Here is a 21,229-nt window from a genome sequence, read left to right on the forward strand (position 1 = left end):
GACGCGCAGGCCCCGCTTGTTGCTTCCAGGATCCGATCATTCCCCAACGGGCCCGCGCCGTCCAGGACCACACCGGCCGGGGTTGGGGGAGCCACCTCGGCATGGGGCTGTGACGGCGGTGACTTGCCGGGCGCGGCATTCCGGCATATGCCAAGCTGTAGCCTTGCGAACGTGGTTAAAGTCACCGACAGTGACAACGTTATCATCCCCCCGCACATCCGAGCGACCCATGCGCCGCAGCAGCCTTGCCGTCCTGTCCGCCGTCAGCCTCAGCCTGGGGGCGCTGGCGCCCGCCTGGTCTTCCGCCGGGGCCGCGACCCCGGCCGGCAATCCCGAGCAGAAGGTGGGCCAGCGCATCCAGATTCGCGCCGCCGACCTTCCCGCCCCCTATGCGACCGAGGGCGTGGGCAATTCGTCGGAAGAGGTGCCGCGCCCCGACGGCGCCAGCCTGAACGTGCCCAAGGGCTTCACCGTTTCCGTCTTCGCCACGGGCCTCAGCCGCGCGCGCAACCTGGCGGTGGCGCCGAACGGCGACGTCTTCCTGGCCCGCCAGGCCACACCGGGTGAGATCACCCTGCTGCGCGACAGCAAGGGCACCGGCACTGCCGACCAGATCATCACCTTCGCCGGCGGTTTCGACCGCCCTTACGGCATCGAGTTCCACGACGGCTACCTCTGGGTGGGCGACATCAAGGCGGTGTGGAAGATCCCGTACAAGGACGGTGACACCAAGCCGGCGGGCGACCGCATCCAGGTGACGCCGGACGGCGCCCTCGGTCAGCCCAAGGGCCACCCCACCCGCACCCTGGAATTCGCCCCCGACGGCAAGAGCTTCTTCGTCGGCATCGGATCCATGAGCAACATTGCCGAGGATCCCAAGCCCCACGCCACCGTGACCGAATTCAACATGGACGGCACGGTGAAGCGCGTCTACGCCTCCGGCACCCGCAACCCGGTGGGCCTGCAGTTCTACCCCGGCAGCGACGACCTCTACGCCGTGGTGAACGAGCGCGACGGCCTGGGCGACGGCCTGGTGCCCGATTACTTCACCCGTCTGCAGCCGGAAGGCTTCTACGGCTGGCCCTATTCCTACACCGGCAGCCACCCGCAACCGGACTTCGCCGACAAGCGGCCGGACCTGGTGGCCAAGGCCATCGTGCCCGACCTGCTGTTTGACGCCCACTCCGCCCCGCTGGGCCTGCTGTTCTACACCGGCCACCAGTTCCCGGCGGATTACCAGGGCGGCGCCTTCGTCACCCTGCACGGCTCGTGGAACAAGGCGAAGCCCACGGGCTATAAGATCGTCTACGTGCCCTTCACCCACGGCCGCCCGGCGGGCCATTACGTGAACTTCGCCACCGGCTTCTGGCTGCCCGGCACTAACCCGGCCCAGGTCTGGGGCCGCCCGGTGGGCCTGGCCATGGCGCACGACGGCAGCCTGCTGGTGGCGGATGACGTCGGCGGCACGGTCTGGCGCATCAGCTATCACGCGAAGGGCAAGTCCTAAGCCTTTCTATTTGCAAGACTCGACGGCCGCCTAGAGTCCAGCGGCAATGAAAGGGGCGGTGGCGGTGGGCAATTTCTGCCGCCGCCACCCTTGTCCAATTTGCAAAATGAGCGTATATGTCGGGGTGGCTAAAGGAGGCCATTCCCATGTCCATCGGCGGCATCAACTTCTACAGCTCTGGTTACGGCGCGACGTTCCTGACCTCCGGTGTCGGTTCGACCAGCGACGTCTCCAACTCGCAGGTGCAGTCCATCTCCCCGGTCAAGACCCAGGGGACGTCGGACCAGGGCACCGACCAGGCCAACACCGACAACAACGCGTCCAACAGCAGCAGCAACAGCTTCACGCAGAACTTCAGCCCGACGCAGGACCAGGTGAAGGCGGCGTCCGACACCGGCCGCACCCGTGGCGCGTTCGTGAACCTGACGGTCTGAGGAAACGCTGATCGCTGGGCACCTTGGGTGTTCCAGGGGAAGGGCCGACAGCATCTGCTGCCGGCCCTTTTTGTTGTGCGCGCGGCGCCTGCGCTGGGTGGGTCAGGCCACCCAGCGGCGAACCTCGTGCAGGTCGGCGGCCACGCGGCACAGGGCCTCGATCTCTTCCGTGGGGGCCAGCAGGTCCGGCACCATCACCGCCATCATGCCGGCGGCGTGCGCCGCGCGGATGCCGTTGTGGCTGTCCTCCAGCGCGATGCAGTGCCGGGGATCGATACCCAGGGCGGCGGCGGCCTTCAGGTAGGGCTCTGGATGCGGCTTGCCCTGGCTGACGTCGTCGCCGCCGATGACGGCGCGGAAGCGCTGGGCGATGCCGGCCTGGGTCAAATGGTGCAGCGCGCGTTCCCGCTGGGTGCTGGTCGCCACCGCCATGGGGATACCGGCGGCGTCCAGATGGTCCAGCAGTTCCACCACCCCGGCCATCAGGGCGATGCCGGCGTCGAAATGCGCTTGGATCGCGCTGCGGTACAGTTCGGTGAAGCGTTCGAACACGGTCTCGCCGCCGAAATGGTCCACCAGCATCTGGCGTACCGCCGGATAGGGCCGACCGATCAGGGTGCCGTAGAACACCTCGGTCAGGGGGCGGCCCACCGTCACGGCGGCGTCCATCATGGCGCCGCGCAGGGGGCGCTCGCTGTCGATCAGCAGGCCGTCCATGTCGAAGATCGCGGCCTGGATGGCGTGGGGAAACGGCATGTCCGTGTCTTCATGGTGCGGTGGATGTCATGTTGGGGATAACCCGGTCTTGGCCCCGCCGCCAGTGCCGGGGCGGCATGGCAGGTTCCCCGCCGCTGGCCGTGCCGGGGACATGGCACACCCCCACTCGGGCCCGCTTGCCGGCTCCACACCCCCGACCATATCGTTGCGATCCGTTTCCGCCGCCTGCCATTCCCGACGCGGGCGGCACAACCATTGGTGTCTCCATCCATGTCCGCTTCCGACGTCCCCTTCCGCCAGTCCGCTTTCGCCAAGCCGCCCGTGGCCCGGGTCTGGCCGGTGGAGAAGACGGCCCACGGCGAGGTTCGCGTCGACCCCTACGATTGGTTGCGCGACCCGGCCTTCCCCGAGGTGAAGGACCCGGACATCCTGTCCTACCTTGAGGCGGAGAACGGCTATATCGAGCAGGTGCTGGGCGGGGAGGGGGACCTGCGCCCCGCCCTGGTGGCCGAACTGCGCGCCCGCATCAAGGAGGACGACACCGGCGTTCCCTACCGCCGCGATGGCTATTTCTACCAGTCGCGCTTCGCTGCCGGCCAGAACTACCCCGTCTTCGTGCGCTGGGCCGCCGGCACCTCTGAAGAGGAGGTGGTGCTGGACGTCAACGTCCTGGCGGCGCAGCACGACTTCATGCGCGTGGCGGATTTCGAAACGACGCGCGACGGTCGCTACCTGGCCTACACCGCCGACACCGACGGCTCCGAACGCTACGGCGTGCGGGTGAAGGACCTGTCCACCGGTGACCTGGTGCTGGAGGGGGCGGCCGATGCCACCCCCGGCGTCGCCTGGGCGGCCGACGGCCGGCACCTGTTCTACGTTCGCCAGGATGAGTTCCAGCGGCCCAAGACCGTGTGGCGCCACCGCCTGGGCACCGCCCTGACCGAGGACGTGCTGGTCTATGAGGAGGCCGACCCCGCCTGGATGGTCAGCCTGGACCTGACCCTGTCCGGCCGGTTCATCCGCATCGTCGCCCACAACAACGTGTCGACCGAGGTGCGGCTTCTGGACGCCGCGCAGCCGGAGGGTGAGCCCCGCCTGGTCCTGCCCCGCCGCCAGGGTCACGAATACAATGTGGAGGATCAGGGCGACACCGCCTGGATCATCACCAACGACACCCACCGCAACTTCCGCCTGGTGAAGGCGCCGCTGGCCGATACGGCGGAGGCTAACTGGGTGGAGGTCATCGCCCCGGCCGACCGCACCTACCTCACCGGCCACATGGCGTTCCGCGACTGGCTGGTGGTCTATGCCCGGGTGGACGGCGCCCAGGTAGTGCGGGTGCTGGATAAGAAGGGCGGTGCCCACGACATCGCCTTCCCCGACGCGGCGTTCGAGGTCGGCCCCGGCGCCAACTTCGACTATGACGGCGGCCTGCTGCGCCTGCGCTACCAGTCGCTGGTGACGCCGCCCACGGTCTACGACTACGACTTGAACGACCGCACTTTGGCCATCCGCAAGGTCCAGGAAATTCCCAGCGGCTACGACGCCGACCAGTATGTCAGCGCCCGCCTGATGGCGCCGGCGCGCGACGGCACGCTGATCCCCGTCTCCATCGTCCACCGCCGCGACTTTCCAAAGGATGGCTCCGGCGCCCTGCACCTCTACGCCTATGGCGCCTACGGCAACGGCATCGACCCTTATTTTTCGGCCAACCGGCTGGGCCTGCTGGATCGGGGCTTCGCCTTCGCCATCGCCCACATCCGCGGCGGTGATGAACTGGGGCGCGGCTGGTACGAGGACGGCAAGCTGGAGAAGAAGATCAACAGCTTCACCGACTTCATCGACGCCGCGCAGTTCCTGGCGGGCCAGGGCTATGCCAAGGCCGGCAACATCTCGGCCGAGGGCGGCAGCGCCGGTGGCCTGCTGATGGGTGCGGTGGCCAACATGGCGCCCGAGGGCCTGTTCCGCGCCATCGTAGCCCAGGTGCCCTTCGTCGATGTGGTCAACACCATGCTGGACGACAGCCTGCCCCTGACGGTCATCGAGTATGACGAGTGGGGCAATCCCAACGAGCCCGAGGTCTATCAGCGGCTGAAGTCCTACAGCCCCTACGACAACGTGGCGGCCAAGGCCTATCCCCACCTGCTGATCACCGCGGGCCTCAGCGACCCGCGCGTCACCTATTGGGAACCGGCCAAGTGGACGGCCAAGCTGCGGACGCTCAAGACCGACGACCATGTCCTGCTGTCGCGCACCGAGATGGGGGCCGGCCACGCCGGTGCCGCCGGCCGCTTCGACAAGCTGAAGGAGGTGGCCCTGACCCAGGCCTTCCTGCTGCGGGCCTTCGGCAAGGGGCTGTAAGGGCAATTCGTCCAATGCCGGGCATTTGTAAGGGGGGCTGGGGCGGGCTTATAGTCCGCTCCAGCCCTTTACTTTTCAAAGGCCCCATCCCGTGACCGTCACGCCTTTCCCCACCGCCCGCGCCCGTGCCGCCACCCGCGCGCCCTATCGCGCCATCGGCATCTGGCTGCTGGTCTGTGCCGGCCTGGTATTCGCCATGGCCGTCATCGGCGCCATCACCCGCCTGACGGAAAGCGGCTTGTCGATCACGGAATGGAAGCCGGTGACGGGTGCCCTGCCGCCCCTGTCGGACGCCGCCTGGGCGGAGGAGTTCGCCAAGTACCAGGCCACGCCGGAATTCGCGCTGAAGCACAGCGGCATGGACCTGGCGCAGTTCAAGGGCATCTTCTTTTGGGAGTGGTTCCACCGCCTGGTGGGGCGCCTGATCGGCCTCGTCTTCCTGTTGCCCTTCCTGGTCTTTCTCGCCACTCGCCGCGTGCCGCGCAGCCTGGTGCCGCGCCTGGCCGGCCTGTTCGTTCTGGGCGGGCTGCAGGGCGCCTTGGGCTGGTACATGGTCAAGAGCGGCCTGGTGAACCGCCCCGATGTCAGCCACTACCGCCTGGCGGCCCACCTGTCGCTGGCGGTGCTGATCTATGTCGCCATGCTGGCCACGGCCCTGCCGCTGCTGTTCCCTGCCGCCAGTGGCAGCCTGCACCGGGCGCGCGGCAGTTTGCGCCGCCACGCCGGTATTGCCATGGCCCTGGTCGCCACCACCATGGTGTGGGGTGCCTTCACCGCCGGGCTGGACGCGGGCCAGGCCTACAACACCTGGCCGCTGATGAACGGCACCTTCGCGCCGGAGGAGATGTGGAACCTCAGCCCCATCTGGCTGAACATCCTGGAGAACACGGCGGCGGTGCAGTTCACCCACCGCTGGCTGGCCATCCTGACCGGCCTGGTGGTCTGGTCCTACGCCTTCCGCGCCCTGCGTGCTGACGTCCAGGGCCGGGTGCGGACGTTGGCCATCGCCGTGGCCGCGATGGTGCTGGTGCAGATCAGCCTGGGCATCAGCACCCTGCTGATGTTCGTGCCGGTGCACGTGGCCGCTACCCACCAGGCCGGCGCCCTGGTCCTGCTGGGCCTGTTCACCTGGACGGTGGTGGAATACCGGCGGGGGTGAGCGCCTCATCTGGATAAACAAAAAGGGCGCGAAGCTGGATGCCACGCGCCCTTTTTTCATTCCGTATGCCGGCCTGATCAGGCGGCTGCGGCCTTCTCGGCCAGCAGCTGGCGGCGGTACTCGATGGCGTCGGCGAAGACGCGCAGCATGGTGTCGATGAACTCCGGCACCACCTCTTCCGGACCACGGGCGGTCAGCAGCTGGCGGTCGATGTTCATGTTCTGGCCTTCCTCGGCCACCCAGGTGGCGCCGGCGGCCTCGACGGTCTCGCGGATCGCCTCGTTGCCGGTCACCGTGCGCCCCTTCAGGCGCTGGGCCACGGCCAGCAGCTGGACGCCGTGGTTGATGGCGGCGACGCCCTTGCCGGCGTCCATGAAGCTGCCGATGATGCGGCGGGTGTGCGGGTTGGCGGCCAGCTTGGTCACGCTGCGCTCACCGCCCGGCAGGACCAGCAGGTCGAAGTCGGCGGCCAGCACCTCGCCAATCTGCTTGTCCGTGGGGAAGTAGTGGCCCCAGGACGTGCCGTGCCAGCCGTTCACCAGGCCCTGTTCGGGCGAGATGATCTTGGGCGCGGCGCCGGCGCGCAGCAGGGCGCGCTGGGCTTCGGTCATTTCCACTTCTTCGAAGCCGTTGGCGATGAGAATGGCAACGGCTTTTCCAGCGAGCGGCTGATCGGTCAAATTACGTCTCCTATGTTGTTTCGGCGGCCCGACACCCGCCCGTCGCCGTTCCCCAGGGGACGGCGCCGTTGGCAAGGCGCGATGGATGCTGCCTCGTGAAAATGGCCGCCCAGGAACAGGCGGCCATGGCAAAGCGTCAGGCGTGGGCGGCTGTCGTGATGCATGCCGGGCCGATGGGATGACGCTCTATTCGCATGGCACCGTAGTTGGCCTCTCCGGCGCCCCAGGTCAATCGCATTAAGACCGAATCGGGGTTGCAGTGCGGCATGGCTGGGTTGCGGGTGCATGGCCGGGCTCTGGCACGCTCGCGCCCGCCTTGACCTAAACTTTGGGATGGGGGGCGCCCGCCGCCTGCCGGCGTCAATTAATCGCCGACAGCGCCTCTTCCAACTCGTTGAAGTCGGGCATGTACTCCGTCGGCACCTTTTTTCGTGCCGCCTCGATGGACACCTGGGGCGCGTAGCCCGCCAGGTGGGATGTGATGGCCGCCCGGATGACGTGGTAGAACTGGTTCTCCTCCTCCGCCACGCCCTTCAGCCGCGAGGCGATGGGGGCGATGATGCAGTAGGACAGGAAGATACCCATGAAGGTGCCGACCAGGGCGCCACCGATCAGCTTGCCCAGCACCTCGGGCGGCTCGGTGATGGACGCCATGGTCTTGATGACGCCCAGCACGGCGGCCACGATGCCCAGGGCGGGCATGGCGTCGGCCATGGTCTGGAAGGCGTGGCTGGAGTGCAGGTCCTCGTGCTTGGCCTTGTCGATCTCCTGCTCCATCAGCGCCTCAAGTTCATGCGGGTTGTCCACGCCGATGGAGAACATGCGCAGGTAGTCCGCGATGAACTTGACCGTGAACGGATCCTTCATGATCGAGGGGTAGGCGTTGAAGATGTTGCTTTCCAGGGGCTTTTCGATGTGCTGCTCGATGGCCAGCACGCCCTTGGTCTTCATCGTCTTCAGGATTTGATAGAGCAGCGACAGCAGCTCCATGTATTCCTTTTTGTGGAACTTCGCGCCGGGGAAGATGCGCTTCACCGCACCCAGCGCCTGCTTGATGGTGTGGGTGCTGTTCGCCACCATGAAGCCGCAGATGGCGGCGCCGCCGATGGTCATGAATTCGCCTGGCAGGGCCTCAAGGATGATGCCGATCTTGCCGCCGAAAATCATGAACGACCCGAACACGCAGATGAACACGCCGAGCAGGCCGATGGCGGCAAACATGAGCAGACCTTGGTAGCTGGACCCCTAAGGTTCGCAGAGTCCAGACAATCGGCCTACTTGTCAAATCCCTGATGGGGTAGGCCGACGGCGCATCGGCGCGCCCGGACGGGGGATGTCGAACGCCGCCCTGTCACCCAGCCATGACGGCAAGACCCTTGAATTCGGACGCCCCGTCCGCCATCGTTCCCGCCATCGACTGGGGTGCCGCCCGCCTGACCACCGGGCCCGCGGCTGAGATCAGACCCATGGAACCTGCTCCGGATCATGCCGGCGAAGGGAGATCGCGAGACCGTGACCTATCATCCGCCTTCGGGCCATTCATTTGCCAAGCCGTCCGTCGCCCCCCGGGTGGTCGTCATCGGTGCCGGCTGCATCGGCCTGTCAATCGCCTGGCGCCTGGCCGCCGCCGGCTGCGCGGTCGACATCTATGATCGGGGGACCGCTGGCCGGGGTGCCACCCATGCCGCCGCCGGTATGCTGGCGGCCGCCGTGGAGACGGAACCGGGGGAGCAGGCGCTGCTGCCCCTGACCCTGGACAGCCAGCGCCGCTGGCCCGCCTTCGCCGCCGAGCTGGAGGCTTACAGCGGCCTGCCCGTCGACCTGCGCACGGACGGCACGGTGCAGGTGGCCCTGACTCGCGACGATGTGGAGGTGCTGCGCAGCGGCTTCGAGTTCCAGCGGTCCTTGGGCCTCAATGTCGCCTGGCTGAATGGCGCGCAGGTGAAGGAGCGTGAGCCGTGGCTGAACCCCCGCGCCGCCGCCGGCGTGCTGGGCGCCGATGACGGCCAGGTGGACAACCGCAAGCTGGCCGTGGCGCTGAAGGCCGCGGCATTGAAGGCGGGCGCCCGCCTGCACGAGGGCGCGGCCGTGGAGGCGCTGTCGCTGACGGCGGGCCGCACCGATGGCGTGGTGGTGGATGGCGCGCTGAAGCCCGCCGACGTGGTGGCGCTGGCGGCCGGCGCCTGGTCGCGCCAGTTGCCAGGCCTGCCGGAAGGCGCGGTGCCGCCGGTGCGGCCGGTGAAGGGCCAGATGCTGGCCCTGCGCATGGACCCGGCCCAGCCGCTGTTGCGCCATGTGGTGTGGCCGCCCAAATGCTATCTGGTGCCCCGTCTGGACGGGCGCCTGATCGTGGGCGCCACGACCGAGGACAAGGGCTGGGACGACCATCTGACGGCCGGCGGCGTGCTGGCCCTGCTGGAGGCCGCGTGGCGGGCCCTGCCCGGGGTGGAGGAACTGCCCATCGAGGAGATGTGGGTGGGCCACCGCCCCGGCAGCCGCGACGACGCCCCCATCCTGGGGCCCGTGCCCGAGGTCGCCGGCCTGGTCATGGCCACCGGCCACCACCGCAACGGCATCCTGCTGACGCCCGGCACGGCCGACCTGGTCGCCGACCACATCCTGACCGGCCGGGTGGACCCGCTGCTGGCGCCCTTCGGCATCGGGCGATTTGGCCAGCGAACTGAGCTTGACGTGAGGCGTGCATGATCACCGTGAACGGCAAGGCCCGCGACCATGCGGACGGCCTGGACCTGCCGGCCCTGTTGGGCGAGGCGGGGGTGGGGCCGGATTCCCGCGGCATCGCCGTGGCCATCAACGGCACCGTGGTGCCGCGTGCCCGCTGGGCGGAGCGTGCCATCGCCGATGGCGACGCCATCGAAATCGTGAAGGTGCTGCAAGGTGGCTGAAGACCTGTTCCGCATCGCCGGCAAGGCGTTCACCTCCCGCCTGTTCTTGGGCACGGCGGGCTATCCCAACCAGCAGGTGTTCCTGGACAGCTTGGCGGCGTCGGGCGCTGAAGTGGTCACCGTCTCCATCCGCCGGGTGGATATGGAGGGCGGGGCCGAGGGCATCCTGGACCTCGTGCGCGACAGGGCCTGGCTGCTGCCCAACACCGCCGGCTGCGCCACGGTGAAGGACGCCGTGCTGACCGCCCAGCTGGCGCGCGAGGCGCTGGACACCAGCTGGATCAAGCTGGAACTGATCGGCGACCGCGAGACGCTGTACCCGGATGTGGAGCAGTTGGTGACCGCCGCCGCCCAGTTGGTGGATGACGGTTTCACCGTCCTGCCCTATTGCACCGACGACCCCATCGTCTGCCGCCGCCTGGCCGACGTCGGCTGCGCCGCCGTCATGCCCCTGGGGGCGCCCATCGGTACAGGCCTGGGCATCTTAAATCCTTACAATATCGAAATGATCTGCGCGCGCAGCGCCGTGCCGGTCATCCTGGACGCCGGCGTGGGCACGGCCTCCGACGCCGCCCTGGCTATGGAACTGGGCTGCGACGCCGTGCTGCTGAACACCGCCGTGTCCAAGAGCACGGACCCGGTGCGCATGGCGGCCGCCATGGGCCACGCCGTCATCGCAGGTCGCCTTGCCCGCCTGGCCGGCCGCATCCCGAAGCGCACCCGCGCCGAAGCCTCCAGCCCTGAGCTGGGGCTGATCGGGGGATAGGTGGGGTGGTGTTGCCCGCCCCACCCCTGCTGGTCATCACCGACCGCCGACAGGCGTCCTTGCCGCTGCCCCAAGTGCTGGACCGCGTGTTCGCCGCCGGCTGCCGCTGGGCCAGCGTGCGGGAAAAGAACCTGGCCGCCCAGGACCGGCTGGATCTGGTGCGCCGGCTGGTCCCCATCGCCCGTCACCACGGCGCCCTGCTGACGGTGCACGGCGACCTGGCGGCGGCGATGCTGTGTGACGGCGTGCATCTGGGGGCGGGCGGCGACGTGGCGGCGGCCCGCGCTCGCTTGGGGGCCCAGGCCCTGGTCGGCCTGTCCCGCCACCATCCGGAGGAGGGCCTGGGCGGCGCCGACTACGCCACCCTCAGCCCCATTTTCGAGACGCCATCCAAGCCCGGCTATGGTCCCGCCCTGGGCCCCCAGGCGCTATCCCGCCTGCCCGGTGCCCTGGCGCTCGGCGGCATCACTGCTGTCAACGCGGCGCAGGCCCGCGCGGCTGGCGCCGCTGGCCTGGCCGTCATGGGCACTGTCATGCGCGCGGCCGACCCAGGCGCCGTGGTGCGGGACCTGCTGGCGGCGTGGGGCTAGGCGAGGACAGCCGAGGCAGCGAATGCTGGCGCCGGCGCCTGAAGCGCGCTCAGTGCGCCTCGCCCCAACTCCGCCCCGTGCCGGCCTCGGCCACCAGGGGCACGGACAGGCTGGCGGCGCCCTCCATCACCTGGCGCACCACGGGGACGGTGGCGTCCACCTCCGCCACCGGCACCTCGAACAGCAGTTCGTCGTGCACCTGCAGCAGCATGCGGCCGGTCAGGCCGGCATTCGCCATCGCGGCGGGCACGCGGGCCATGGCGCGGCGGATGATATCGGCGGCGGTGCCCTGGATGGGGGCGTTGATGGCTTGGCGCTCGGCGAAGGCGCGGCGGGCGGCGTTACTTTCCTTGATGCCCTGGATCCAGCACTGGCGGCCGAACAGGGTGGTGACGTAGCCCTTTTCCTTGGCCTCGGCCTTGGTCTTCTCGAAATAGCCGGCCAGTTCGGGGAAGCGTTCGAAGTACTGCTTGATGAAGGCGCCGGCCTCACCGGCGCCGATGCCCAACTGGCGGCCCAGGCCGAAGCCGGAGATGCCGTAGATGATGCCGAAGTTGATGGCCTTGGCCTTGCGGCGGATCTCGCTGGTCATCTGGTCCAGCGGCACGCCGAACACCTGGGACGCCGTCATGGCGTGAATGTCGATGCCCTCGGTGAAGGCCTGCTTCAGGGCCGGCACGCCGGCGATCTCCGCCACCAGGCGCAGCTCGATCTGGCTGTAGTCCACGGACAGCAGCACATGGCCCTCCGGCGCCACGAAGGCGCGGCGGATCTTGCGCCCCTCCTCCGTGCGGATGGGGATGTTCTGCAGGTTGGGATCGGTGGAGCTGAGGCGCCCGGTGGCGGTGGCGGCCAGGGCGAAGCAGGTGTGCACGCGGCCCGTGCCGGCGTTGATCTCCTCCTGCAGGGCGTCGGTGTAGGTGGACTTCAGCTTGGCCAGCTGGCGATGGTCCAGCACCTTCTGCGCTACTTCCACCCCTTGTTCGGCCAGGGGTTCCAGCACGCTGCTGTCGGTGGAATAGGCGCCGGTCTTGCCCTTCTTACCGCCGGGCAGGCCCATCTCGTCGAACAGCACCTCGCCCAGCTGCTTGGGGCTGGCGACGTTGAACGGGTGGCCCACCAGGGTGTGGATTTCCTGTTCCAGTGCGGCCAGGCGGCCGGCGAAATCGCGCGAAAGCTCGGCCAGCATGGCCCGGTCCACCAGGATGCCGGCCTCCTCCATGGTCGCCACCACGGGCGTCAGGGGGCGGTCCAGCGTCTCGTACACCGTCATCAGGTGGCGGCGCAGCACGTCGGCCTTCAGCACCTGGTGCAGGCGCAGGGTGATGTCCGCATCCTCCGCCGCATAGGCGCAGGCTCGGTCCAGGGGCACGCGGTCGAAGGTGATGCGATTCTTGCCGGTGCCCGTCACCTCGTCGAAGGTGATGCAGGTATGGCCCAGGTGGCGCTGCGCCAGTTCATCCATGCCATGGCCGTGGGCGCCGGCGCCCAGGGCGTAGGACAGCAGCATGGTGTCGTCCACGGGCGCAATGGCGGCCGGGCCGGGGGCGAAGCCGTGGCGGGCCAGCACCCGGATATCGAACTTCAGATTATGGCCCACCTTCAGCACCGACGGGTCGGCCAGCAGCGGCGCCAGCAGGGCGCGGGCCTCGTCCAGCGGAATCTGCGGCGGCGGAGGCGGCGCCTCGCCGAAATCAAAGCCGCCGGCCTGCTCCTTAGGAGCGTCTGGGTTAATGTGGCTAAGGGGCACGTAGCAGGCGCGGCCCGGCGTGTGGGAGAGGGAGAAGCCCACCAGCTTGGCTCGGTCGGGGTACAGGCCGTCGGTCTCGGTATCGATGGCCACCGTGCCGGCCAGGGTCGCCTCATCGATCCAGCGCTTCAGCACGGCGGCGTCCTGCACCAGCTCGTACACGATCTCGGTGGGGGCGGGGATCTTGGGCTCCCCGATGGGGGCGGCCTCGGTACTGTAGAAGCGGCTGTTGTAGGCGGCGCGCACGGCATCGGTGCGTTGCTCCGCCCCGCCGCCGGTCGTGGCCTCCAGCGTCAGGGCCGGGGCGCCGGTGCCGGCGCGGGTGGCACCCCCATTGCCGCCATTGGCCTTCAGGATGTCGTTCTCGACCTTCTGGATGGCGGAGCGGAAGCCCTGCTCGCGCAGCCAGCCGATCAGCTTGTCATGGTCGGGCTTGCGCGCCGTCAGGTTCTCCAGCGGCTCAGGAACCGGCACGTTGGCCTCCAGCTTCACCAGCTGGCGCGAGATGCGGGCCATCTCCGCATGCACGGTCAAGGCTTCGCGCCGCTTGGGCTGCTTTATCTCGTGCGCGCGCTCCAGCAGGGCGTCCAGCCCGCCATACTCCGTGATCAGCTGGGCGGCGGTCTTGATGCCGATGCCGGGCACGCCCGGCACGTTGTCCACGCTGTCGCCGGCCAGGGACTGCACATCCACCACCAGTTCCGGCACCACGCCGAACTTCTCCAGCACCTCGTCCCGGCCGATGCTCTTGTTCTTCATCGGGTCCAGCAGGCCGACGCCGTCGGTGATCAGCTGCATCAGGTCCTTGTCGGACGAGACGATGACGCAGTCGCGCCCCGCCTCCCGCGCCAGGCGGGCGTATGTCGCGATCAGGTCGTCGGCCTCATACCCCTCCAGATGCAGGCAGGGCAGGTTGAAGGCGTCCACCGCCTGGCGGATCAGGTCGAACTGCGGGATCAGATCTTCCGGCGGCGGCGGCCGGTGCGCCTTGTAGTCCGGATAGATGGCATTGCGGAAATTCTCCCGCTTGCTGTCGAAGATGACGGCGACGGAGTGCACCTTCACGTCGGCCAGCAGCTTCATCAGCATGTTGGTGAAGCCCAGCACCGCGTTCACCGGCGTGCCGTCCGGCCGATTCAGCGGCGGCAGGGCGTGATAGGCGCGGAAGATGAAGCCCGAGCCGTCCACCAGGTACAGCGTCTCCTTCAGCTTGCCCGGCACGGCCGGCACACCGGTCACGGGCGTGGGCGCGTCCGGCGGAACGGGGATGGGGGCGGTTGCGGCGGCGGGCGTGTCGGCCATGGCGGGCATCTTCGGCGTAACGGACGGGAAGGGACGGGCGCGTCGACGCAGGCGTCCCGGGACCGCACCATGGCCGATTTGGGGCGGGGCTGTCGAGGGGCGGTGGCGGATGTCAGGCCACGGGCCGGAAGGGCTGTCGACGATATGAAAGGGAAAGGTGGCGGACCCGATACGATTCGAACGTACGACCTCTGCCTTCGGAGGGCAGCGCTCTATCCAGCTGAGCTACGGGTCCATGCCGGGCGACACACCGGGTTTCCGGCGGCGCGGCGCGCACCATACAGGCAAGTTCCGGGCAATGCAAACGCTATGGTGCGTGCCGGCTGGCGCGCCGCTCAGGGCTCCCGGTCCAGACGGACGTAGCGGCGTTCCAGGCAGGTGGGGTTGTAGTAGACGGCGACGGGGGCGCCGGTGCCGGGGTCGGTGAAGCGCTCGCCCGTGTCCTGCCAGCCGGGGCCGGGCAGGCCCGTCAAGGGCTTGTAGGCGACGCGCTCGATACAGGCGGCCAGGCACAGGACGCCGGTGCCGGCCAGCAGGCCGATGGGGAAGACGGTAACCATGCCCATGTACCAGACGGCCAGGGTGGCGGCGAAGGCCAGGGCGCTGCCGATCATCAGCCAGGTGCAGGCGGGCTGGCGCAGGTGGGAGCGGCGTTGCCGGGCGTGGCCGGGACCGGATCCGAAATGGACATGCAGCACGGACATGATGGACGTCTCCTTCCCCTGTTCGGGGGCCCTGGCGGCGGGCGTGCCCGGATCGATGGCGGGGCCGGCGGTCCGTGGCGGGCGTCCGGGGCGTCGGGCCCCTCTGCTTGGTAGTGGTTCGCAGGCTTTCCCTAGGCAGGCTTTCCTTTCCTGAAACTCAAACGGCTCCTGAAATTCAAACGGCGGCTTCCAGCACCACGGCGGTGCCGTAGGCGACGATCTCGCTCATGGTCTCCCCGATCTCGGAGCTGTCGAAGCGCATCATGACCACGGCATTGGCCCCCATGGCGCCGGCATTGGTGACCATGCGGTCGATGGCTTGGCGGCGGCCCTCTTCCAGCATCTGGGTGTATTCGTGGATCTCGCCGCCCACCAGGGTGCGCAAGCCGGCCATGAAGTTGCCGGCCAGGCCTCGGCTGCGCACCACCACACCGAACACCTGGCCCTTCACGGCCATGACCCGGTGTCCCGGCACGGCCTCCGTCGTCACCACCAGCATGCGACACTCCTGTCCTGTGGGGGAAAGCTTACGCCCGGGCGCTATCCCGCGCCATGAGCGCGTTCGGTCAGGGTGGTGGCCCCCGCCAGGGACGGGGGCCGTTGTCAGTCAGTGCGTGGCCGGCAGGGCGGCCAGCCAGCTGTCCACCTGGGGCAGCCGCTCCTGCGCAACCTTGACGCGGTAGGCGATCTCGCCTGCGGCCTTGGCGACACCCTGGCGGGCGGTGGCGGGCACGTGCGCCTCGGCATAGGCGTTCAGCTCGCCGATGCGCGCCGGATCGGACGAACGGCGCGCCACGCCGGCGAAGAACTCATAGCGCTGCATCTGGTCCAGCGTGGCCTCCACCGCGTCGACATGGGCCGTGACGAAACGCCAGGCCAGGTCGGGATTCGCATCGGCCACGGCCAGGATCAACTGCGGCGCGATGGTGGTGCCCACCTCCGGCGTCAGGCTGAGGTCCAGCACCTTCTGCGCCAGGGCGGGGTCGCGCACCGCCCCCAGCGCCCCGTACAGCTGGCGGCGGGCCAGCGGGTCGGTGGTGCTGGACGCCAGGGCGTGCAGCCGGTCGAAGGTGGCGGCATCGGCGTGCTGGGCCACGGCGGTGATGACGGCCAGGCGGATGCCGGGGGGCAGGGCCGTGGGGTCGGTGCCGTCGGCCGCCAGACGCCGTTCCGCCTCCGTCAGCGTATCCGGGGCATCGAAACTGCTGAGCGCGCGGATCAGGGCGGCGCGGGTCAGGCCCACCTTGTCGCCCTGGCCCGGCTGCGGGTCCCAGCCGATGGTGGACAGCACCGGCGCCAGCACGCCGCGGGCGAAGGCGCGGAAGGCGGCCTGCCCGGGCCTGCCGGCGTAATAGCCGTCCACATCGCGCAGATAATCGGCCGCCTGTTCCCACACCGACGGGTCGGCGTCCGGGCGCAGGGCGCGGATCAGGGACAGGCTGTCGCTCATGGCCATCTGCCCCGCCTCGCCCAGGGCGGCGCTGTCATACATCAGGCCCAGCTGGTCGATGGGCGCCAGCCGATCGACATGGTCGACCAGAGCCTTGAACGCCGGCTCGGTATAGGCAGTGCGGAAATAGCCGGTCTGGCCGGCATTGGCCAGCAGGGGGCCGCAGCCGGGCACGGCGGCCTTGCCCGTCAGGGCCGTCAGCAGCGTGTGCGACGGCGCACTGGTCGCCCCGCCCACCGTGGCGAGGGGAACGGGGATGGCCCACAGCCGGTCGCTCAGATGGTACTGGTCGGGGATGGTCACCGGCTCGGTGGCGAAGCGCGCCTGGCGCAGGCTGACCTGCGTGCCGCTGCCGGCCATGGCCGGCGCCGTCTCCTTGGCGCCTTTCTTGCCCTTATGCGGCTTGGGGCCGTCGCCGGCGCCGCAGGTGGCGCTGACCGATACCAGGGGGATGCCCGGCTTGGTGATGAAATCGGTGGCGATGCGCAGCGCGTCCTTGGCGCCCGCCTCCTCCACCGCCTTGAACAGGTCGCGGGTGGTGGCGTTGCCGTAGGCGTGGCGCTTCATGTAGCGGCGCACGCCATCACGGAACACCGTCTCGCCCACCGTCGCCTCCACCATGCGGATGACGGCCTGGCCCTTGTCATAGGTGATGTCGTCGAAGGCCTCGTCCGCCTCGGCCACAGAGTTGATGGGCTGCACCACCGGGTGGGTGGCGGCGCGGGCGTCCAGGCGCTTGGCCCGCTCCATCGCCGGCATGGCCACCAGCCAGGGTGACCAGTCGGGATGCAGGGCGTCCATAGCCTTGGCCTCCATCCATGAGGCGAAGCCCTCGTTCAGCCACAGGTCATCCCACCAGGCCATGGTGACCAGGTCGCCGAACCACTGGTGCGCCATTTCGTGCGCCACCACCTGGAACACGCGCTGGCGGGCCTCCTCGGTGGCCAGGGCCGGGTCCAGCAGCATGTCCTTCTCGAACGACATGATGGCGCCCCAGTTCTCCATGGCGCCGAAGCCACCGGCGCCGGGCGTGGCGATGAAGTCCAGCTTGGGCAGGGGATAGGGCGTGCCGAAATAGTCGTTGTAGCGGGCCAGGATGGCGGCGGCCGTCTCCAGGGCGAAGCGCGCCTTGTCCACCGATCCGCGCCGCACGACCACGCCGATCTCCACGTCGCCGGCCTTGGCGGTGGCGCGCTCCAGGTCGCCCACGGCCACGAACAGCAGATAGCTGGACATGCGCGGCGTGGGTTGGAAATGCACCAGGTGGCGGCCGTCGGCCATGGCCTCGTCCGCCTTCACCGGCATGTTGGACACGGCCATCTGGCCCTGGGGCGCCATGACCGACAGGGTGAAGGTGGCCTTGGCCGCGGGCTCGTCCCAACAGGGCAGGAAGCGGCGGGCGTCGCCGGCCTCGAACTGGGTGGACAGCATGCGGGCAGGCACGCCGGCGCCCCCCTTGCCGTTTCCGGGCGCGTCCGTGGCGGTGTAGTCCAGCTGGAACAGGCCGCGCGCCGATTTCTCGATCTGGCCACGGTAGGCGATGTCCACCGTGTGATGGCCGGGCGGCAGGGGGGATGCCGCCGTCAGGGTGGCCGTCTGGCTGTCCTTGTCCAAGGTGACGCCGGTGGCGGGGTTGCCGTCGATGGTCGCGCGGTCCAGGGTCAGGCTTTCCGCGTTCAGCACCACCGTGGGCGTGGCCGTGGCCACGTCGATGTCGATGTGCACCTCACCGGCGAAGGTCGAGGCCTCGATATTGGGGATGACCGTCAGGTCATAGTGCAGGGGTGAAATGTTGCCCGGCAGTCGGCCGTTGGCCGCTAGACTAACCGTGGGGCTGAGGCATAGGGTCGCAGTCGTCACCAGAACAGTTTTGATCACGCCTTTGAAATTAGTCGAGGCCAGGGGCATACAGCCGCTCCTACGCTTGTATTGCGCGGCGCCACTGCGGGGCGCTTTACGCTTTGGCGCTGAGTGTGCCTGCGTCCACCCCGCAGTTCAATTGCGGACTTCCTGACAAATATGTGCGTCTTCGCCAAAGGCGGAGAGGTGAGCACCGTCCGGATATTATATCCAGTTGCGCTCAAGGTAAGCGCTGTCCCCAGGCTGAAATCGCGGCCTCGTGCCGGCAATTTGCCCGGGGATGCGACAGAAGAACGCAGGCTTGACTGGAAACCGTCGCCGGCTGAGACGGCTTCTGGGCGCCGGCTCCGTGCTCTTCGAACAGCTTTTAGCGGCAGCCGTTGGATGACTTATCAACCTCGTCTTCCCCGGACATCGACTTCGGTGTCCGATTAGTTAGGCTGGGGAATCTATTTTCTGCAAATTCACGAAGTATTACTTAGCAGCCAGTGCTGATCTGTCCTGGTAAATGGACAGCAAAACCGCAAAAAGATTATGGGGCGGTGATGAAGCCGAGGGGCGTTTGAAGGAAATTTCAAAAGCTAACGGATCGGCGTGCCATTCGTCCTGATGGTCTAGTCTTCAAAATTCGCATGGGCTTATCCCTGGACTAAATCTCCAGCCGTCTATATTGAAACTCGCCTTCCGAAAGACAGCTCCGCGGTTCGCGGGCCGATCGGGGTCGCCCTAGCCGGCATTTCAAATTTCGCTGTTGTTCTCGCCCGTGCGCGCCCCTCGGCGCCCTCGTGGGCGCTGCATTTGGGAAGTGTTGCCATGTTCCAAGCCCAGTCCTCGACGGCCCGGTCGGCCGCCGGCACCCCCTCCATTTCTGCCCCCTCCATTTCTGCCCCCTCCATTTCTGCCCCCTCCATTTCTGCCCCCTCCATTTCTGCCAAGGTCCGCAAGGGTTTCGCCGTGTCGGTGGCGGCACGCATCGCCCTGCTGATCGTCGGGGCCGTGACCCTGCTGACGGTGGTCAGCCTGGGCATCAGCCACGTGTTGCTGGCGGGCTTCACCATGGAATTGGCCAAGGACCGGCAGGACGCCAACATGCAGGTGGCGTGGCACGTGCTGGAAGGTTACGGCAAGGGCTACAGTCTCAGGGACGGGCACCTGTACGCCGGCGACACCGCGCTGGAGAACAACGTTGCCGCCGTCGATACGGTGAAGCGCCTGGTGGGCGGCACCGCCACCATCTTCGCCGCCAAGGATGGCGAGATGGTGCGCATCGCCACCAACGTCATGAAGCAGGATGGCAGCCGTGCCGTCGGTACCGCGCTGGCCCGCAACGCCGTCTACGACGCTGTCGTCGGACGGGGCGAGGCCTATCGCGGCGAGGCCGACATCCTGGGTGTGCCCTTCTACACCGCGTACGACCCCATCAAGGACGCCGGTGGCCATATCGTGGGCGTTCTGTACACCGGCATCCAGAAGCGCATCTTCGCCGAGGCGGTGGAGCATCTGAAGACCAGCATCCTGGTGGCCAGCGTCACCCTGGCCGTGGTGCTGGGCCTGGCCGCCTGGTGGCTGGCCAGCCGCTGGGTGGGCCGTCCCGCCCTGCTGGTGGCCCGCCTGCTGGAACGCCTGGCGGCCAACGACACCACGGTGGAGATCCGCCCCACCCAGCGCCGGGATGAGATCGGGCGCATGCTGCGCGCCGCTGGCGCCCTGCGCGGCGTGGTGGCCGACGTCTTCCGCCTGAAGCAGATGGTGGACGACATGCCGCTGAATGTCCTGCTGGCCGATGCCGATCAGGATTTCCGCATCACCTATGCCAACGCCGCCAGCCTGGGCACGCTGAAGACCCTGGGTGCGCCCCTGCCGCGGCCGCTGGCCGGCGGTACGCCGGTGGGCGCCGGGATCGGCCTGTTCCATGCCGATCCGGCCGCGCTGCTGGAGGTGGTGAAGAACCCCGCCCTGCTGCCCTGGCAGGGCCGCCTGACCCTGGAAAACGCCCGTGGCGATAACGAGGAGCTGGAGCTGCGCGTGGCCGCCGTGCGGGATACCGATGGCCGTTATGTCGGCCCCATGATGACCTGGTCGGTGGTGACGCGTCAGGCCCGCCTGGCCGCCGCGTTCGAGACCGACGTGCATGGGGTGGCCGCCGCCGTCACCAGTGCCGCCCACACGCTGGAGGGCGACGCCCGCACCCTGACCGACAACACCGGCAGCGCCTGCACGCAGGCCCAGGACGTGCAGGCCGCCGCCAGCCAGACCTCCAGCAACGTGCAGACGGTGGCCGCCGCCGCCCAGGAGCTGGCGGCCTCGGTGGATGAGGTTGGCCGGCAGGTCGAGCGTTCCAAGGCCATCGCCGCCCGCGCGGTGGCGGAGGTGACCGCCACGGGCCAGACCATCGGCGGCCTGGCCGAGGCCTCGGACCGCATCGGTGCCGTGGTGCAGATGATCAGCGACATCGCCGGGCAGACCAACCTGCTGGCCCTGAACGCCACCATCGAGGCGGCGCGGGCGGGCGAGGCCGGCAAGGGCTTCGCTGTCGTGGCCTCCGAGGTCAAGACCCTGGCCGGCCAGACGGCCAAGGCCACGGAGGAGATCACCCGCTACGTCCAGGACATCGGTCAGCGGACGGACCTCAGCGTCGCCGCCATGGAACGTATCGGCGCCACCATCCACGAGGTGAATGAGGTTGCCGCCGCCATCGCCGCCGCGGTGGAGGAGCAAGGTGCGGCCACCCGCGAGATCGCCCGCAACGTGGCCGAGGCCGCCGACGGCACCGACCACGTCAGCCGCACCCTGTCCTCCCTGACCGACGCCACCGGTGTGGCCGGCAGCACGGCGGGCGAGGTGCTGGACACCGCCGGCAGCCTGACCCGCGAGGCCGGCCGCCTGAACCTGGCGGTGGAAGGCTTCATGAAGGCGCTGCGGGAGATGTGAGGAGCCGCGCGTTTACCTCGCGCTTCCAGGCGACGTTCCCCGAAGACCTGCGTTGACCGCAATTTTCACGCAAACGGGGGCGCGGTCTTGTCGCTGCGCTCCGGGTGCGCTA

At 68.6% G+C, this 21,229-nt stretch carries 16 protein-coding genes, 1 tRNA gene and 1 riboswitch; of the genes, 9 read left to right on the plus strand and 8 right to left on the minus strand.

The features are described from left to right. The first annotated feature begins 229 nt into the window (after positions 1 to 229). Entirely contained in the window at positions 230 to 1,507 is a 1,278-nt protein-coding gene (locus FBZ87_RS14865; RefSeq protein ID WP_145611030.1) for a PQQ-dependent sugar dehydrogenase, read from the plus strand. A 146-nt stretch (positions 1,508 to 1,653) separates the two neighbouring features. Further along, positions 1,654 to 1,941: a hypothetical protein gene (locus FBZ87_RS14870; protein ID WP_145611032.1), complete on the plus strand. Its 288-nt coding sequence runs from the start codon at positions 1,654 to 1,656 to the stop codon at positions 1,939 to 1,941. Positions 1,942 to 2,043: 102 nt separating this feature from the next. Here FBZ87_RS14870 and FBZ87_RS14875 read toward each other — a convergent pair whose 3' ends face one another. Further along, positions 2,044 to 2,697, minus strand: coding sequence for an HAD family hydrolase (locus tag FBZ87_RS14875; protein ID WP_145611033.1), 654 nt, complete (start codon positions 2,695 to 2,697; stop codon positions 2,044 to 2,046). A 231-nt stretch (positions 2,698 to 2,928) separates the two neighbouring features. Here FBZ87_RS14875 and FBZ87_RS14880 point away from each other — a divergent pair, with 231 nt between their 5' ends. Then, entirely contained in the window at positions 2,929 to 5,019 is a 2,091-nt protein-coding gene (locus FBZ87_RS14880; RefSeq protein WP_145611034.1) for a S9 family peptidase, read from the plus strand. A gap of 91 nt (positions 5,020 to 5,110) precedes the next feature. Beyond that, on the plus strand, positions 5,111 to 6,178 hold the full coding sequence (locus tag FBZ87_RS14885) for a COX15/CtaA family protein (RefSeq protein ID WP_246134403.1): 1,068 nt from the start codon (positions 5,111 to 5,113) through the stop codon (positions 6,176 to 6,178). Positions 6,179 to 6,255: 77 nt separating this feature from the next. Here FBZ87_RS14885 and FBZ87_RS14890 read toward each other — a convergent pair whose 3' ends face one another. Together FBZ87_RS14890 and motA are read right to left on the minus strand one after the other, a co-directional pair. Continuing rightward, complete coding sequence (locus tag FBZ87_RS14890; protein WP_145611035.1) at positions 6,256 to 6,858, minus strand: DJ-1/PfpI family protein; 603 nt, start codon at positions 6,856 to 6,858, stop codon at positions 6,256 to 6,258. Positions 6,859 to 7,218: 360 nt separating this feature from the next. Beyond that, on the minus strand, positions 7,219 to 8,079 hold the full coding sequence (motA, locus tag FBZ87_RS14895; protein ID WP_145611036.1) for a flagellar motor stator protein MotA: 861 nt from the start codon (positions 8,077 to 8,079) through the stop codon (positions 7,219 to 7,221). 187 nt (positions 8,080 to 8,266) lie between these two features. Next, a riboswitch (TPP riboswitch) is annotated at positions 8,267 to 8,376 on the plus strand. Between motA and thiO the strand changes: the two genes are divergently transcribed. The 4 genes from thiO to FBZ87_RS14915 all read left to right on the plus strand — a co-directional run bounded on the left by thiO (position 8,344) and on the right by FBZ87_RS14915 (position 11,120). After that, positions 8,344 to 9,564 (plus strand): glycine oxidase ThiO, encoded by a 1,221-nt coding sequence (gene thiO, locus FBZ87_RS14900; protein WP_186454758.1) that lies wholly within the window; start codon positions 8,344 to 8,346, stop codon positions 9,562 to 9,564. Its footprint overlaps the riboswitch before it by 33 nt. Further along, on the plus strand, positions 9,561 to 9,764 hold the full coding sequence (gene thiS / locus FBZ87_RS14905) for a sulfur carrier protein ThiS (RefSeq protein WP_145611038.1): 204 nt from the start codon (positions 9,561 to 9,563) through the stop codon (positions 9,762 to 9,764). The genes thiO and thiS overlap by 4 nt, the downstream gene beginning before the upstream one ends. Then, complete coding sequence (thiG, locus tag FBZ87_RS14910; protein ID WP_145611039.1) at positions 9,757 to 10,530, plus strand: thiazole synthase; 774 nt, start codon at positions 9,757 to 9,759, stop codon at positions 10,528 to 10,530. Before thiS ends, thiG begins: the two co-directional genes overlap by 8 nt. Positions 10,531 to 10,535: 5 nt before the next feature. After that, the gene (locus FBZ87_RS14915) at positions 10,536 to 11,120 is read left to right on the plus strand and encodes a thiamine phosphate synthase (RefSeq protein ID WP_145611040.1); all 585 of its coding nucleotides are present in this window, start codon (positions 10,536 to 10,538) and stop codon (positions 11,118 to 11,120) included. 49 nt (positions 11,121 to 11,169) lie between these two features. Here the strand turns inward: FBZ87_RS14915 and polA are convergent, their stop codons facing one another. From polA to FBZ87_RS14940, 5 genes are all read right to left on the minus strand, one after another. Continuing rightward, positions 11,170 to 14,172: a DNA polymerase I gene (gene polA / locus FBZ87_RS14920; RefSeq protein WP_145611042.1), complete on the minus strand. Its 3,003-nt coding sequence runs from the start codon at positions 14,170 to 14,172 to the stop codon at positions 11,170 to 11,172. 158 nt (positions 14,173 to 14,330) lie between these two features. Continuing rightward, a tRNA-Arg gene (locus FBZ87_RS14925) sits at positions 14,331 to 14,407 on the minus strand. Between the two features lie 100 nt (positions 14,408 to 14,507). Then, positions 14,508 to 14,876: a hypothetical protein gene (locus FBZ87_RS14930; RefSeq protein WP_145611043.1), complete on the minus strand. Its 369-nt coding sequence runs from the start codon at positions 14,874 to 14,876 to the stop codon at positions 14,508 to 14,510. 175 nt (positions 14,877 to 15,051) lie between these two features. Next, on the minus strand, positions 15,052 to 15,375 hold the full coding sequence (locus FBZ87_RS14935; protein WP_145611044.1) for a heavy metal-binding domain-containing protein: 324 nt from the start codon (positions 15,373 to 15,375) through the stop codon (positions 15,052 to 15,054). Between the two features lie 108 nt (positions 15,376 to 15,483). Further along, positions 15,484 to 18,186: a M1 family metallopeptidase gene (locus FBZ87_RS14940; RefSeq protein WP_186454759.1), complete on the minus strand. Its 2,703-nt coding sequence runs from the start codon at positions 18,184 to 18,186 to the stop codon at positions 15,484 to 15,486. A gap of 813 nt (positions 18,187 to 18,999) precedes the next feature. On the opposite strand from FBZ87_RS14940, the gene FBZ87_RS14945 reads away from it, so the two are divergent. Next, positions 19,000 to 21,117: a methyl-accepting chemotaxis protein gene (locus FBZ87_RS14945; RefSeq protein ID WP_145611046.1), complete on the plus strand. Its 2,118-nt coding sequence runs from the start codon at positions 19,000 to 19,002 to the stop codon at positions 21,115 to 21,117. Positions 21,118 to 21,229: the final 112 nt, after the last annotated feature.

Source organism: Nitrospirillum amazonense, assembly GCF_007828035.1.
Taxonomy (GTDB): Bacteria; Pseudomonadota; Alphaproteobacteria; order Azospirillales; family Azospirillaceae; genus Nitrospirillum; species Nitrospirillum amazonense.

Coding starts and splice junctions, on each gene's coding strand:
- FBZ87_RS14865 (WP_145611030.1), top strand. CDS start 230: ATGCGCCGCAGCAGCCTTGCCGTCCTGTCCGCCGTCAGCCTCAGCCTG.
- FBZ87_RS14870 (WP_145611032.1), top strand. CDS start 1,654: ATGTCCATCGGCGGCATCAACTTCTACAGCTCTGGTTACGGCGCGACG.
- FBZ87_RS14875 (WP_145611033.1), bottom strand. CDS start 2,697: ATGCCGTTTCCCCACGCCATCCAGGCCGCGATCTTCGACATGGACGGC.
- FBZ87_RS14880 (WP_145611034.1), top strand. CDS start 2,929: ATGTCCGCTTCCGACGTCCCCTTCCGCCAGTCCGCTTTCGCCAAGCCG.
- motA (WP_145611036.1), bottom strand. CDS start 8,079: ATGTTTGCCGCCATCGGCCTGCTCGGCGTGTTCATCTGCGTGTTCGGG.
- thiO (WP_186454758.1), top strand. CDS start 8,344: ATGCCGGCGAAGGGAGATCGCGAGACCGTGACCTATCATCCGCCTTCG.
- thiS (WP_145611038.1), top strand. CDS start 9,561: ATGATCACCGTGAACGGCAAGGCCCGCGACCATGCGGACGGCCTGGAC.
- polA (WP_145611042.1), bottom strand. CDS start 14,172: ATGGCCGACACGCCCGCCGCCGCAACCGCCCCCATCCCCGTTCCGCCG.
- FBZ87_RS14930 (WP_145611043.1), bottom strand. CDS start 14,876: ATGTCCGTGCTGCATGTCCATTTCGGATCCGGTCCCGGCCACGCCCGG.
- FBZ87_RS14935 (WP_145611044.1), bottom strand. CDS start 15,375: ATGCTGGTGGTGACGACGGAGGCCGTGCCGGGACACCGGGTCATGGCC.
- FBZ87_RS14945 (WP_145611046.1), top strand. CDS start 19,000: ATGTTCCAAGCCCAGTCCTCGACGGCCCGGTCGGCCGCCGGCACCCCC.